General features: G+C 57.3%; 15 protein-coding genes and 1 pseudogene. 6 read left to right on the forward strand and 10 right to left on the reverse strand.

What is annotated here, in order from left to right; translation table 11 throughout:
• Positions 1-101: 101 nt before the first annotated feature.
• Entirely contained in the window at positions 102-2,123 is a 2,022-nt protein-coding gene (gene tkt / locus ARCT_RS0112580; protein WP_027240407.1) for a transketolase, read from the forward strand.
• Positions 2,124-2,434: 311 nt separating this feature from the next.
• Here tkt and ARCT_RS0112585 read toward each other — a convergent pair whose 3' ends face one another.
• Positions 2,435-3,406 (reverse strand): DUF808 domain-containing protein, encoded by a 972-nt coding sequence (locus tag ARCT_RS0112585; protein WP_027240408.1) that lies wholly within the window; start codon positions 3,404-3,406, stop codon positions 2,435-2,437.
• Between the two features lie 242 nt (positions 3,407-3,648).
• Between ARCT_RS0112585 and gap the strand changes: the two genes are divergently transcribed.
• Positions 3,649-4,650, forward strand: a complete 1,002-nt coding sequence (gene gap, locus ARCT_RS0112590) for a type I glyceraldehyde-3-phosphate dehydrogenase (RefSeq protein WP_027240409.1) — start codon at positions 3,649-3,651, stop codon at positions 4,648-4,650.
• A 125-nt stretch (positions 4,651-4,775) separates the two neighbouring features.
• Positions 4,776-4,919: a hypothetical protein gene (locus ARCT_RS0112595; RefSeq protein ID WP_027240410.1), complete on the forward strand. Its 144-nt coding sequence runs from the start codon at positions 4,776-4,778 to the stop codon at positions 4,917-4,919.
• A gap of 228 nt (positions 4,920-5,147) precedes the next feature.
• On the opposite strand, the gene coaD is transcribed toward ARCT_RS0112595, so the two are convergent.
• The 3 genes from coaD to ARCT_RS0112610 form a co-directional block, all read right to left on the reverse strand.
• Positions 5,148-5,645, reverse strand: coding sequence for a pantetheine-phosphate adenylyltransferase (coaD, locus tag ARCT_RS0112600; protein WP_027240411.1), 498 nt, complete (start codon positions 5,643-5,645; stop codon positions 5,148-5,150).
• 347 nt (positions 5,646-5,992) lie between these two features.
• Positions 5,993-6,427: a CBS domain-containing protein gene (locus tag ARCT_RS0112605; RefSeq protein WP_027240412.1), complete on the reverse strand. Its 435-nt coding sequence runs from the start codon at positions 6,425-6,427 to the stop codon at positions 5,993-5,995.
• A gap of 55 nt (positions 6,428-6,482) precedes the next feature.
• On the reverse strand, positions 6,483-7,379 hold the full coding sequence (locus ARCT_RS0112610; RefSeq protein ID WP_027240413.1) for a LysR family transcriptional regulator: 897 nt from the start codon (positions 7,377-7,379) through the stop codon (positions 6,483-6,485).
• Between the two features lie 146 nt (positions 7,380-7,525).
• On the opposite strand from ARCT_RS0112610, the gene ARCT_RS0112615 reads away from it, so the two are divergent.
• Together ARCT_RS0112615 and ARCT_RS0112620 are read left to right on the forward strand one after the other, a co-directional pair.
• Complete coding sequence (locus ARCT_RS0112615) at positions 7,526-9,025, forward strand: CoA-acylating methylmalonate-semialdehyde dehydrogenase (protein WP_027240414.1); 1,500 nt, start codon at positions 7,526-7,528, stop codon at positions 9,023-9,025.
• Positions 9,026-9,249: 224 nt separating this feature from the next.
• On the forward strand, positions 9,250-9,849 hold the full coding sequence (locus tag ARCT_RS0112620) for a L,D-transpeptidase (RefSeq protein WP_027240415.1): 600 nt from the start codon (positions 9,250-9,252) through the stop codon (positions 9,847-9,849).
• A 66-nt stretch (positions 9,850-9,915) separates the two neighbouring features.
• Here the strand turns inward: ARCT_RS0112620 and ARCT_RS0112625 are convergent, their stop codons facing one another.
• Positions 9,916-11,784, reverse strand: a complete 1,869-nt coding sequence (locus ARCT_RS0112625; protein WP_027240416.1) for an O-linked N-acetylglucosamine transferase, SPINDLY family protein — start codon at positions 11,782-11,784, stop codon at positions 9,916-9,918.
• On the opposite strand from ARCT_RS0112625, the gene ARCT_RS28380 reads away from it, so the two are divergent.
• Positions 11,698-12,018: a hypothetical protein gene (locus tag ARCT_RS28380; protein WP_169731208.1), complete on the forward strand. Its 321-nt coding sequence runs from the start codon at positions 11,698-11,700 to the stop codon at positions 12,016-12,018. The two genes, ARCT_RS0112625 and ARCT_RS28380, sit on opposite strands and share 87 nt — an antisense overlap.
• Before the next feature lie 137 nt (positions 12,019-12,155).
• On the opposite strand, the pseudogene ARCT_RS25975 reads toward ARCT_RS28380, so the two are convergent.
• The 5 genes and pseudogenes from ARCT_RS25975 to ARCT_RS0112650 form a co-directional block, all read right to left on the reverse strand.
• Positions 12,156-12,596 (reverse strand): annotated as a pseudogene (locus tag ARCT_RS25975) (IS110 family RNA-guided transposase); the annotation flags it as partial.
• A 69-nt stretch (positions 12,597-12,665) separates the two neighbouring features.
• A complete protein-coding gene (locus ARCT_RS0112635; RefSeq protein ID WP_027240417.1) occupies positions 12,666-13,286 on the reverse strand; it encodes a YdeI/OmpD-associated family protein in 621 nt (206 codons plus the stop codon).
• Positions 13,270-13,485 carry a hypothetical protein gene (locus ARCT_RS0112640; RefSeq protein WP_027240418.1) on the reverse strand — a complete coding sequence of 72 codons (216 nt, stop codon included), beginning with the start codon at positions 13,483-13,485 and terminating at the stop codon, positions 13,270-13,272. Before ARCT_RS0112640 ends, ARCT_RS0112635 begins: the two co-directional genes overlap by 17 nt.
• 12 nt (positions 13,486-13,497) lie before the next feature.
• Positions 13,498-13,902: an SRPBCC family protein gene (locus ARCT_RS0112645; RefSeq protein ID WP_027240419.1), complete on the reverse strand. Its 405-nt coding sequence runs from the start codon at positions 13,900-13,902 to the stop codon at positions 13,498-13,500.
• On the reverse strand, positions 13,899-14,219 hold the full coding sequence (locus tag ARCT_RS0112650) for an ArsR/SmtB family transcription factor (protein WP_036784846.1): 321 nt from the start codon (positions 14,217-14,219) through the stop codon (positions 13,899-13,901). Before ARCT_RS0112650 ends, ARCT_RS0112645 begins: the two co-directional genes overlap by 4 nt.
• Positions 14,220-14,330 lie beyond the last annotated feature (111 nt).

Raw genomic sequence — 14,330 nt, forward strand, 5'->3', positions numbered from 1 at the left:
GACTTCGCCTTCCCGGCAGGGAATGGCGCAGAAAGCTTGATCTTTGGGCTGTCACTGCTATTGAGCGGCGGACCAGCCTGGTAACCCAAAGGAAAACTTCAGTGGATCTGACAGCCCTGCGCACCGCCAACCCCGAACATTGGAACAAGGCCGCCGCCATTCGCGCGCTTGCCCTTGACGCCGTCGCCGCCGCCAACTCCGGCCACACCGGTATGCCCGTCGGCATGGCCGATGTCGCCACCGTGCTGTTTGAAAAGCACCTGAAGTTTGATGTCGCGGCCCCCCAGTGGCCAGACCGGGACCGCTTCATCCTCTCTGCCGGTCACGGCTCGATGCTGATTTATTCCCTGTTGTACCTGTGCGGCGACAAACAGGTGACACTGGACCAGATCAAAAATTTCCGCCAGATGGGGGCGCTGACAGCGGGCCACCCGGAAAACTTCCTGCTCGACGCGGTTGAGACCACCACCGGCCCGCTGGGTCAGGGGATTTCTAACGCTGTTGGCTTTGCCATGGCCGAAGAAATGCAGCGCGCCCAATATGGCCGCAAGGTTGTCGATCACCACACCTATGTCATCGCCGGCGATGGCTGCCTGATGGAAGGCATCAGCCAAGAGGCCATCGGCCTGGCTGGCCGTCATTCGCTCGGCAAGCTGATTGTGCTGTGGGACAACAACAACATCACCATCGACGGCACTGTTGAGCTCTCGGACCGCACCAACCAGGTGCAGCGCTTCCGCGCCTCTGGTTGGCAAGTGATCGAGATCGACGGCCACGACCCCGTTGCCATCGACGAAGCGCTGACAGCCGCCAAGAAATCGAAGAAACCTTCGATGATTGCCTGCAAAACTCATATCGCTTTGGGCCATGCCGCACAGGACACCTCCAAGGGCCACGGCGCGCTCACGGATGCGGATCAGATGGCCGCCGCCAAGGCCGCCTATGGCTGGACAACCGGCCCCTTTGAGGTTCCCGCCGATATCAAATCCCAGTGGGAAGCCATCGGTGCCCGTGGCGCGACAGAACGCGCAGCCTGGGAGGCCCGCTTTGCCGAGGTCTCGCAGCAGAAACAGGACCGTTTCAACCGCGCCTATGCGCTGGACGCTCCCAAAAAGCTGTCGGCCACCATCAAGGCGCTGAAAAAGCAGGTGTCTGAAGCGCAACCAAAGGTTGCCACCCGCAAGGCCTCTGAAATGGCTTTGGAGGTGATCAACCCGATCATGCACGAAACCGTGGGTGGCTCGGCTGACCTCACTGGATCGAACAATACCAAAACCGGCGATCTGGGTGTGTTTGACACCGACAACCGCAAGGGCCGCTACGTCTATTGGGGCATCCGCGAGCACGGTATGGCCGCCGCGATGAACGGCATGGTGCTGCACGGCGGCATCCGCGCCTATGGCGGCACCTTCTTCTGCTTCACCGACTACGCCCGCCCCGCCATGCGTCTCGCGGCGCTGATGAAGATCCCGACAGTGTTTGTGATGACTCACGACAGCATCGGCGTTGGCGAAGATGGCCCAACCCACCAGCCGGTTGAGCATCTGGCAATCTGCCGCGCCACGCCCAACACCTATGTGTTCCGCCCTGCGGATGCGGTTGAGGCAGCTGAGGCCTGGGAAGTGGCCCTCACCGAGAAGGACACCCCTTCGGTGATGACCCTGACCCGTCAGAACCTGCCCACCCTGCGCACCGAGCACAAGCTGAGCAACCTCACCGCCAAGGGCGCCTATGTGCTGGCCGAGGCGACCGGCAAGCGTCAGGCCATCCTGATCGCCACCGGGTCCGAGGTGTCATTGGCGATGGAAGCCAAGGCCAAACTGGAAGCCGAAGGCATCGGCACCCGCGTGGTTTCCATGCCCTGCATGGAGCTGTTTGCCGCCCAGGACGAAGCCTACCGCCGCAAGGTCCTGCCCGCAGGCCCCGTGCGCGTCGGCATCGAGGCCGCAATGCGGGCCGGCGGCTGGGATCGCTGGTTGATGGGCGAACGTGGTCAGGACAAAAAGGCCGGATTTATCGGCATGGACCGCTTTGGTGCCTCGGCGCCCGCAGGTGAGTTGTTCGAAAAATTCGGCATCACCGCCGAGGCCACCGTTGCCAAGGTAAAAGAGCTGCTGGGGTAAAACCACAGTTTAGTAAGACCACAAAGGGCACCCAAATGGGTGCCCTTTTTTGTCATGTTTTTTGTCATGTAATGTCAGCTAGGCGGACAGTGCTGCTTTTGAACCCATTCAGAAAAACCATCGCGTCCGAACCGAGGGGTGGGAAGCAAAGCGCCCGCCCCGTGGGGGCGGTTCGGGCGCTGCCAAAGCGGCGCTTTGGCAATTGGCGAAACACCTGATTGTGGCAGCCATTGAAGGCTCGCTATGTGAACAAATCTACCAAATTGAGCGGCTCATACCACGCCAATTCACACCATAGAACTTTGACAGTTTTAGTGGCTTGCTTTCGCGCTTGTGAACATACCCATCACCGGCCCGATCACCTTGGTCGCTATGGGGATCAGCGCCAGCCCTAGGGTCACGCCAAAGATGCCGTCCATGGTGGCCTTGGCGCTCCATTCGACAAATCCGGCCCAGCCTGCAGGCACCGCGTGACCTGCGGCATAGGCGAGGTCATGGATATGATGGCCCAACCAGCCAAAGCCCAGAACCTCCAGCCCGTGGATGATGATGGATCCACCAACCCAGAGCATCGCGGCGGTGCCCACAACAGACAACAGCCACATCAGCACCGGCATGAATTTCACCATGCCGCGCCCCAGCCCACGACCAATGGGCGTTGGCGCATTCTGAGTGAGGAACAGGCCCACATCGTCCATCTTGACGATCAGCGCCACCGATCCATAGACCGCAAGCGTCACGCCGATGCCCACAACCGCCAGCGTCGCCGCCTGCATCCAGACATTGGGGGCCTCAATCGCCGCCAGGGCGATGGTCATGATCTCGGCCGAGAGGATAAAATCGGTCTTGATGGCGCCTTTGATCTTTTGCTCTTCCAGATGGCCTGGGTCCTTGATGCTCATGTCCTGCTCGATCTCATGGCTGGCATGGGGAAAGAACACATGAAAGATCTTTTCGGCGCCTTCAAAGCACAGATAGCTGCCGCCCAGCATCAACAGCGGGGTGATGGCCCAGGGGGCAAAATTTGCCAAGAGCATCGCCACTGGCATCAACAGCACCAGCTTGTTGAACAGCGATCCACGGGTGATGCGCCAGATGATCGGCAACTCGCGCGCGGGATCAAAGCCTTGCACATATTTTGGCGCCACAGCCGCGTCATCGATGATCACCCCGGCAGTTTTGGCTCCGGCCTTGCCCGCTGCCGCCGCCACATCATCAACCGAGGTCGCCGCCACTTTGGCAATGCCTGCCACATCATCCAGCAAAGCCAGCAAACCGCTCATGTCAAAAACCCTTATTTGTGCCGCGCATGTGTTTGCAACCTACCCTATCTGTGCCGGGTGACAAGCGTTAGCGCCACCGATCTACATGCCGCTATTTCCGTTAACGCCACCGGGTAAAATCGTTAACGCCACCGGCATGGTTTTGCGCTAACATGCTGTGTTTTCGCTATATTTGCCCCTTTAGCAGGAAACCAATGAGGTCTATACGCGACATCAAGATTTGCTCGCCTGGAGATATGCTCATGACCATCAAAGTCGGGATCAACGGTTTTGGCCGCATTGGCCGCTGCACCCTGTCACACATTGCGGCCTCGGGGCGCGATGATATCGAAGTTGTCAAAGTCAACGCTACCGGCCCGCTGGATACGGCGGCACATCTGATCAAATACGATTCCGTGCACGGCCGTTTCCCTGGCGAAGTCACCATCGGCGAAGGCACCATGAACCTGGGCCGGGGCGACATGCAGATGTTCTCCACCTACAACATGGATGAGCTGGACTGGTCCGGCTGTGATGTGGTTCTGGAATGCACCGGCAAGTTCAACGACGGTGAAAAAGCCAAGGCCCACCTTGCGCGCGGTGCCAAAAAGGTTCTGCTCTCGGCGCCCGGCAAAAATGTCGACAAGACCATCGTTTTTGGCGTCAACGATGCTGAACTCAAAGCCTCTGACACCATGATCTCCAATGGTTCATGCACCACCAACTGCCTGGCGCCGCTGGCCAAGGTGCTGGATGACTCCTTTGGCATCGAACATGGTATCATGACCACCATCCACGCCTATACCGGTGATCAGCCAACGCTGGACCGCCGTCACTCGGATCTGTATCGCGCCCGCGCGGCTGCCATGTCGATGATCCCCACCTCCACCGGTGCGGCCAAGGCCCTGGGCGAGGTTCTGCCCAACCTGAAGGGCCGTCTGGATGGCTCTGCCATTCGGGTGCCGACGCCAAATGTTTCGGCTGTTGATCTGACCTTCCGCGCCAGCCGCGATGTCACCGTTGAGCAGATCAACGCCGCCATGCAGGAAGCCGCCGCTGGTCCGATGAAGGGTGTCCTGGGCTATGAGCCCGCGCCGCTGGTGTCGATCGATTTCAACCATTCCTCCGAGAGCTCGATCTTTGCACCGGACCAGACCCGCGTGGTAGAGGGTCGCATGGTACGCGTTCTGTCCTGGTACGATAACGAATGGGGCTTTTCTGTCCGGATGGCCGATGTGGCCGTCGCCATGGGGCGTTTGGTCTAACCCGCCCGCTGATCGGCCTGATCGCCCTAACCGTAAAGGGCGGCAGGCTAACGGCGTGTCCCTCTTGAGATTTCTCGCCCGCTCAGGCATATCTGAGCGGGCGTTATTCATTCTGGCGGAGCCCCATGACCAATAAGATTGCCATCTGGCTTGGCCTGTTGCTACTTTCCGGCGTGATCGCTGATCTCTTCCTGTCTGGTGGAGACAATCTGCTTTTCCTGGGTAGAAAACTGTTTGAGCTCATCGACTGGGTCGCCTTCTGGCGCTGAACCACAGCCCTCCAGGGTGTTCCCCGGCTCTTCTGTTGACGCAGGCTCCCGCCGCAATTCTCCTGGCACAGAAACTAAAGGTGGCACAGATAAAAAGGGCGCGGCCCTTGTCTGGCCACGCCCCCGTGTCATCATTTTGTATCTGGGTCGCCCTGGTAAAGCTGTTATCTCACAAAACTGCCGGGCTCTGGCAGCGAACGCCCTACAGCGCCCGGCGGTGTCTCTGGTTTAGCCCTTGCCCAGCCGTTTGAGCAGCTCTTCAAAAACCAGCGGCGTGACAAAGCTGGAGACATCGCCATCCAAGCGGGCAATTTCCTTGACCAGCTTGGAGGCAATCGCCTGATGCCGGGCCTCGGCCATCAAGAACACCGTCTCAACCGAGCTGTCCAGCACGCGGTTCATACCAACCATTTGATATTCATACTCAAAATCAGCAACCGCCCGTAGCCCCCGGACAATGATCTGGGCGCCGACATCATGGGCGCAATCAATCAACAGGTTTTCAAAGGGGTGCACTACAATTTGGGTATCGGTCTGCTCGCTCAGTTTAGCGCATTCCGCCTCGATCATGGCCACGCGCTCTTCCAATGAGAACAACGGCCCCTTATCGCGGTTGATCGCAACCCCGATAACCAATTTGTCCACCAGCGCACTGGCCCGGCGGATGATGTCGATATGACCCAAAGTGATGGGATCAAATGTGCCTGGATACAAGCCGATACGCATAGGCCTCTCCTGCGCTAGTCTGGTTACAATCTAAGATCTTGGGCGGACCAAACAGCTAAACGCCCAAGGATGCAACAGGGTGAAAATACGCAGAGCAGAATTCCCGCGCGTCATCTGGTCGCGACCCAACGTTTCTCCAGCACTGACTGTTCACATCGACCACCTACAAGGGCCGCTCAGGCCGTACCCTGTCGGGGTGCAGATCCGGCGCTATCGGTCCCATCCGATCCGCGACAGGATCCCCACGACAGGGCACGGCCTGGGCAGCTGAATGCAGGGCGGCTGAATGGCAGTCAAAGAGACAGGGCATTTAAGACAGCGGGTTTAACAGTGCAAAAACCCGCAGGTCAGTGCCCCCTGATCATGCCTTCCAGCGCGTCTTTTTCCATGGCGATTTCTGTCAACTGTGCCTTGACCACATCCCCCAACGAGACCAGGCCAATCATTTTACCGTCCTCGACCACCGGCATGTGACGGAAGCGTCCTTCGGTCATCTGCTGCAATACATTCTCGACATTGGACTGGCTGGAGCAGGTCACAAGCTTGCTTGTCATATAGGCACTGACCGGTTTTTGCAGACAGCCTGCGCCACTTGTGCCCAGTTCCCGGACGATGTCGCGCTCGGACAGGATGCCCTCGGCGGTTTGCCCGTCGGAAGAGACCACCACCGTACCAATCTTTTTGTCCGAAAGCAGAGCCGCCGCATCGGCAACCGAGGCATCTGGGGACACAGTTACAACTGGAATACCCGCCTTGGACTTCAGAATAAATTGAACCAGCATATGCGCTCCTTTGGCAATTTTATTGCGTATTACCAAGCGTTGCCGCAACGCCGCGTCAAGTCAAGGCCTCCAGCCGGGCCACCTCATCGCGGATGCCTTTGGTCAGGGCGCGCGCAAAGCGGTTGAGCCGCTCGCTGCGCTGGTCTCCTTGATGGCGTACCAGGTAGAAACTACGGGTGAGACTGATCTCCTCGGTCAAAACCTTGCGCAGCATCCGGTGCGCGGGCAGCGAGAAATCATGCGCCACACACAGCGCCGTGCCCTGGGCTGCCAGCTTGATCTGAACCGAGACCGAATTGGAGGCCAGCGCCACCCGTTCGATCCCCAGATTGCTGATATAGTCCAGCTCCTGATCAAAGATCATGTCTGGAATATAGCCGATCATTTTGTGCCCCTTGAGGTCTGCGAGCGTTTTGATCGGCGGGTGTTTGCGCAGGTAGTGATGCGACCCCACCATGTGCAGCTTATAATCTGTCAGTTTTTGCACCAAGAGCTGGCCTGCGGTAGGGGCGCTGACGGTCACCGCCATATCGGCCTCACGGCGGCTGAGATTGATCACCCGGGGCAAGGCCAGGATCTGGATATCCAGATCCGGGTGCTCCTCACAGATCTGGGCGCAAACCTGGGGCAGGATGTAATTGGCGCTGCCATCGGGTGCCCCAATGCGGATCTGCCCTGACAGGGTATCGCTTGGCCCGGTGAGGGCCTCGGCCCCGGCCCGCATCGCCTGTTCTGCGGCCTCGGCATGAACCAAAAGCCGGTCCCCCGACGCACTGAGCGCATAGCCCTGGGGTGATTTGACAAAAAGAGGGGTTTCCAAAGCAGCTTCAAAACGCGCAATGCGACGCCCGACCGTCGCCGGATCCATTTTTAGGATACGCCCGGCGCCAGACAGGCTGGCCTCGCGGGCAACCGCCAAAAACACTTTCATATCATCCCATTGAGCATCCATCTGCGCGATCCCCTCAGTTTGATCGGGGCTTTACGCCCCCGTTAACCATTTGCGTTCCTGCAAACCCTGTTTGAAATCTTTCCCCTTTTCCGTTGTTTTTTGCAAGCCTAAGCTCGCGACAAGTCATCCATGAGGAGGTTTTTCTGATGCAAGAGCTCACCCACTATATCAACGGTGAACACGTCAAAGGCACGTCGGGTCGTTTTTCTGACGTCTTCAATCCCGCCACCGGCGAAGTGCAGGCCAAATGCCCACTGGCCAGCAAAGAAGAGATGGCTCAGGCCGTCGCCTGTGCCGCTGCCGCTCAGCCTGCTTGGGAAAAAGTGAACCCCCAGCGCCGCGCCCGGGTGATGATGAAATTTGTCGACCTGCTGAACCGCGACATGGACAAGCTGGCCGAAACCCTGTCGCGCGAACACGGCAAGACCTTCCCCGACGCCAAGGGCGACATCCAACGCGGTCTGGAAGTGGTGGAATATTGCATCGGCGCGCCACAGCTGCTGAAGGGTGAATTCACCGACAGCGCCGGCCCTGGCATTGACATGTATTCCATGCGTCAGGCCCTGGGCGTGACTGCGGGTATCACCCCGTTCAACTTCCCGGCGATGATCCCCATGTGGATGTTTGCCCCGGCCATCGCCTGCGGCAATGCCTTTATCCTGAAACCATCCGAGCGCGACCCATCGGTGCCTTTGATGCTGGCGGAACTGCTGGAAGAAGCAGGCCTGCCAAAAGGCATCATCCAGGTTGTGAACGGCGACAAAGAAGCCGTGGACGCGATCCTGTTTGACGACACCATCCAGTCGGTTGGCTTTGTCGGCTCCACCCCGATCGCCGAATATATCTACGGCACCGGCTGTGCCCAGGGTAAGCGCGTCCAGTGCTTTGGCGGCGCCAAGAACCACATGATCATCATGCCCGACGCAGATCTCGACCAGGCGGCTGACGCCCTGATCGGTGCCGGCTACGGCGCGGCTGGCGAGCGCTGCATGGCGATTTCGGTTGCGGTTCCCGTCGGCAAAGAGACCGCAGACCGGCTGATCGAAAAACTGATCCCCCGTGTCGAGACGCTGAAGGTTGGCCCCTACACAGCTGGCGACGATGTCGATTACGGCCCGGTTGTGACCGCAGCTGCCAAGGCCAATATCGAACGTCTGGTGCAGACCGGTGTTGATCAGGGCGCCGATCTGGTAGTCGATGGCCGTAACTTCAGCCTGCAGGGCTATGAGGATGGCTTCTTTGTTGGCCCCAGCCTGTTTGACAATGTCACCACCGACATGGACATCTACAAGCAGGAAATCTTTGGTCCCGTGCTGTCCACCGTACGCGCCGAAACTTATGAGGAAGCGCTGTCCTACGCGATGGATCACGAATACGGCAACGGCACCGCGATCTATACCCGCGATGGCGACACCGCCCGTGACTTTGCCAACCGGATCAACATCGGCATGATCGGCATCAACGTGCCAATTCCTGTGCCACTGGCCTACCACACCTTTGGCGGCTGGAAAAAATCCGCCTTTGGCGATTTGAACCAGCACGGTCCGGACGCATTCAAGTTCTACACCCGCACCAAAACCATCACCTCACGCTGGCCCTCGGGTATCCGTCAAGGCGGCGAGTTCAACTTCAAAGCAATGGACTAACCTCCAGCGCTTACTTTAAAAATGAAAAGAGCTCCGATGCATTTCGGAGCTCTTTTCTATTTCGCAGGTCTATTTCGCAGGCCAAACTTGCTATTCCCAGGCCAAACACAGTTGCAACAATTTGAATGAATACGCAAAAGTGAAGTGCATAGGTCTTTTCACCCCGGCACAAGATCCCATATGGATACGGCACCCCTCGAAACAATTACTGTGTGACCAATTCAATGTCTTCAAAACCTATCCATCGTCGTGCTGCCCTGCTGGGGCTTGGCGCATCTCTGGCCACTCCGGCATTGCTGCGGGCGCAATCCAGTGACGCATTTCCGCAGACTGAAGATCCAATTTCCAATCAACACACGGTTCAGCGCAATATTTCCTCGTTCCGGCAACAGAACTGGCAGGATCATTTTGACGAACTGGGCATTGGCTGTTTGCTGGCAGATGTCACATCGCGGGCGGTTCACTACTGGGGCAGCGACGGCGAAACCTATCGTCTCTACCCCTCCTCGGTGCCGATGTCGGAAGAGCTGACCAAACGCGGCTATACCAAGGTTGTCCGCAAGGCCGAAAACCCCACCTGGACGCCAACGGCTTCGATGCGCGAACGCGATCCGACACTGCCCGACCGGCTGCCAGGTGGCCCCGGAAACCCGCTGGGCACCCGCGCCATGTATCTGACCTGGCCGGCCTATCTGGTGCATGGAACCCATGACACCCGCAAGATCGGACGGCAAAGCTCTTCCGGCTGCATTGGTCTATATAATCAGCATGTTGAACAGCTCTACCCGCTGGTCAAAGTTGGCACCCAGGTGCGTATTCTTTAACCCGCCAAGGCAATCAAAGTGTGCCGGGCCTGTTGCATGGCAGCAGGCCCGCCCCAAGGCTCAGACCTATGAGGCTTTAGTCTTGGGCTGGATGTCTTCTTCGTTCAAAAAAAGATGCGTCGGTGCCTGTCCAGCCCTTTGTCGCAGGACGGCCTTTTCCATCAAGTCCTGGAAATCCCGCAGATAGACCTCTGAATCATAAAGCGGCGTGTTCCAGAGATTGTCCTTCAGACGTTGTTTGATTTGCCCCAGGGCTTCTGGGTCCTGCGCCAGCTTTAGCGCCAGATCAAAATAGTCTTCTGCACTCTGGGTGATCAAATCCTCGCAGCCAATCGCGGTAAGCAGGCTGGCCGCCACACGCGAGGCAAACTGATCGCCAGGTTTGGTAATCAAGGGCACCCCAGACCACAGGGTCTCGCTGGCCGTGGTATGGGCGCAGCAGTTGAACGTGTCCAAAAACAGATCCGCCTGAGGCAACCGTGCAAGATGCGCCTCAATGCGCACCCGGCCTGCAAAAACCAAACGCTCTGGGCCAATCCCCCTGGCTGCCGCTTCGTCGGTGAGGTTCTTTTTCAGATGCTCGTTTGGCGCCAGAAGCCACAGAATGCTATCGGGAACCGCATGCAAAAGCCGCATCCAGATATCATATTCGACCGGTGTGACCTTGAAGGGGTTGTTCAGGCTGCAAAAAATAAACTTGTCTTCTGGCAGCCCAAGCTCGGCTTTGGCCGTAATCGCCTCCGGATGTGCACGCAAATTGTCGTTCGCCTGATAGCAGTGCGGCATATACATGATTTTTTCGCTAAAAAACTGGCGATTGCTGGCCGGAACCGTCACAGGATCACCAAGGAAATAGTCCATGGCAGCCATGCCGCTGGTGCCGGGATAGCCGAGATATGAGACCTGAACAGGCGCCGCCCGATGGGCAAAAATCAGCGGACGGCAGCCCTTGGTAAAGCCCTTCATATCGACCGCAATATCCAAGCCATCCGCGCAGGCCCGTTCCGCCGCTTCCTTGTCCGTCAGTCCCACCAAAGAGACATAGGATTCTGCGGCGGATCGGATTTGGCGGCCCAAAGCGGTATCTTCGAACTTTTGCAAATCATAGAGAAAGACTTCAAAGCGATCCCGGTCATGGTTTTCAAAGAACTTCCCCAACAAGAACATCGTGGCGTGATCATAAAAATCCGCAGAAAAATAGCCGATCCGAATTTTGTCACCAGGCGTCACGCGCGGCTTGAACTTGTGGTTCTTCAATACGTTTTTCTGCAGCAAGCGATCACGACCAACGAGGTGGCTTTTGTGCAGCATTGGATCATCGACAACCGACAGCAAATTAAACGGATTGCCCAGGGTTTTCCTCTTGTCCAGGACCTTCAGCATGTCCGGCAGTTTTGGGAAAAAACTCCAGTCGCTTTCCGCCATGCTGAGGTTGAGCAAATTGGAGATCGCCGGCACATTGGATGGTTCGACAGTCAGAGCCGCCTGAAAGAAACCTTTGGCATCATGGGGCTTTCCCCAGCTCTCCAATGTGTTTCCGATCGAGACAAGTATCTCTGAACTCTTGGGCTCCAGAGACAGGGCATGGGTCAGGTATTTCAAAGCCTCCAAATGGTTGCCAGTCTTCAAGAAAAAGCTTGCCAGGAGCGTGTAAAACCGGGTCTGCGTGGGGTATTTTTCCACCCCCTTTTGTGCCAGGAGGCCAACTTGGTTTAATTCATTGTTCACCTGCGCCAGCAAAATTTCCTTGTACAACAGATGCGAGTCCAATTCCCCGATGGCCGCCTGACCAACCAAGGGTTTCTTACCTCGCTTTTTGCCTGACCGAAGCGACGTCGATGCCCCCTTGTGGCGCAAAAACCCCTGCGATCCGCCCAAAGCAGTTTTGCCACGCGCATTTTTACCAAGATCCAGAGAGAAGGTATTATTGACCAACGTCTTGCCTCATTTGTGATATCCGCTATTGCCCACTGCGTATTTGCGCCGGTTGAACCAGGTGCAACCTTAGGGCAAAGCCAGTTAATGCCCTGTTACCAGCTCGAAATCTGTGCAATGGAACCTGTCCCGACAGCCACGCTACATGTCCCGCTACTTGATATTGCAGTAACCGGAGGACCCCGGATGATCCCGGAAGAAGCCATGTTAAAAGGGACTTTCAACGATGTATAAAGGGGGGTGAAACCCCAAAGAGTTTGTCTTTCAACCCTGGCCTGGATCGCTCAGACCGGGGTATCAGGTGATATTGAGGCACTTCGCCTTTCAAACGCCCCTCCCCTACTGCGGCCCCTAAAAATAGCGCCTGGCGGGCCCGAAGCGTCCAGCAGGCCGCGCAGCATATTGCTGAGCTGGGTCCGCTGCCGCACGACCAGATCGCGTGCACGATGGAGCAACAGCACGCCCTGCTGCTCTTCGGTCTTGATCGCCACGAAGCGCATTGTTGGGCGCGTGACAGCCTCGCAGATTGCTGCCGCGTCGATGACGTCCGACTTGCCACGTTTGACATAGGCCCTCACGTATATCGCAGGCATCAGGCGGACGTCATGGCCCGGCTTCCGGAATTGCCACGCCCAGTGGTGACCTGATCCACAGGCCTCCATGCCGATGAGGCATGGCTCAAGGCTCTCGAAGAACTGCAAAAGCTGTGCACGCCTAAGTGACTTGTTGAATGCAACGGCCCCGTCCGCTGTGATCCCATGCACCTGAAAGATGTTCTTGGCCAGATCCAGACCGACTGTTGTAACCTGCATTGGGTGGCTCCTCTCATAGCAGTGATGGACAACTGCAGTATGGTGCAGGAGCCATCCACCCCATCCGCGTCAACGCTCCATAGCCCCCTTGCCTGCGATGATCTTGTCGCGAAATTTCTCGATACGTTTGATGCGCGTCTCCAATTTCTTCGCGCCGTTGAGATTAATGACATAGCTCCGTTGGCGACCCGGAGTCAGGGCGTGAAACGCCTCGGCAAGCTCACCATCCGCATCCAGCGCTTCGGCAAGTTCATCGGGTAGGTCAGGTGCAACAGTGTTCTTAGGTGGTTTCTTACCCTCTTCGGCGTAACCTTTCGCTTCATCCAGATAGGCGCGGATCGTCGCTTCCATCATCGCGGCTTGCTGGCTTGCGGTGAAATTCAATGTATTTGCATGCTGTGTGTTCGGCCCCGGCTTTTCCAACACATCTTCCGGGTCTTTCATCAATGCGGCGTTGAAGAAGCCGACCACGAATTTGTTCTGATACGCCCCCATGATGGCGATGTTGCGGCCCGCATGCATGTAGCAGGGGTGCCCCCATTTCACGGTCTCTTCCAAACCTGCTGACAAACAGATTTCGCGCAGCTTTCCAAGCCCATCCGCCCAGAGCCTCGTGGAGCAATCGGGCGTATCAAAGCGGTCGCACCGTCCACAGCCCTTGGAGAAAAAATCTTCAATGTCGGTAATCATTCGCTGCCCTTTCGACCTGTGCTCGGGTGAAGAGATAAAGACCGCCGAGCAGCATCAAAGCCAGCGCCGGAAGCGGTATGTAGAGATCCCACTCCGGCGGCGCGGGGCGGGTGCTGGCGACAAATACGGCGATCACGAGCATGGTGAAGATAATCGACATCCTGCGACGAAAATGTCGGATTGATTGACTGATTTTCATGAAAGCGCCCCTCTATCTATCGAGTGCGCGTTGAAGGTTGTCGAAAAAGGTCGCCCAACCGCTCTTCGCACCACCAAGGGCCTGTTTCTGATCGGCATGGAAGCCGCTTTGCTCCATCCTGAGCCTGGTTCCGCGTGCGGTGGGCTCCAGCGTGAATGTCACAACCGTCTCAACGTCAAATGCGCTCCAACTGTAGGCTAGGCTTCGCTGCGGTTCGATCTCCACGACCTTGCAATCAATCTCCCCCCATTCCGCCTGAAAGCGGAACCGATGACCGACTTCCAAGCGGAAGTCACTTTGCATCAGCCAGTCGACCATAATTTCGGGCTGCGTCAATGCCCGCCAGACCTTTTCGGGCGGATGAGAAAACACGCGTTCAACAACGACCCTACGGGTTTCGCCCTGATCCCCGGTCATTGGTCCATCCGCTTCAACACATCGTCGAGGCGGTCGAACTTGACCTCCCAGAAGCGTGTCATCTGGTCAGCCCATTCCACAAGCGGACGCAGCGCATCGGATCGTGCCGCATAGTGCGTTTCGCGCCCACGTTGCTGCCCGGCCACCAATCCGGCGCCCTTTAGAACCACCAAATGCTTCGATACCGCCGGCTGCGAGATTCCTGAACGTTCCGTCAGCGCCCTGACGGTCTGTTCACCTTCGAGGCAAAGATGCTCAAACAGGCGACGCCGCGTTGGATCGCCAAGGGATTTGAATAGAGTGTCATTTGGTTGCATTAGGATTTCAATAGCCAGACAGTTATGATTTATTCATAACCCTGTAGCTATTGGATAGTCAAGAACTGACCTTCGCTGCACCCCGACGAATTAGAAAGCTGGACTCATAGC

Origin of the sequence: Pseudophaeobacter arcticus DSM 23566 (assembly GCF_000473205.1) — a bacterium.
In the GTDB taxonomy this organism is placed as follows: domain Bacteria; phylum Pseudomonadota; class Alphaproteobacteria; order Rhodobacterales; family Rhodobacteraceae; genus Pseudophaeobacter; species Pseudophaeobacter arcticus.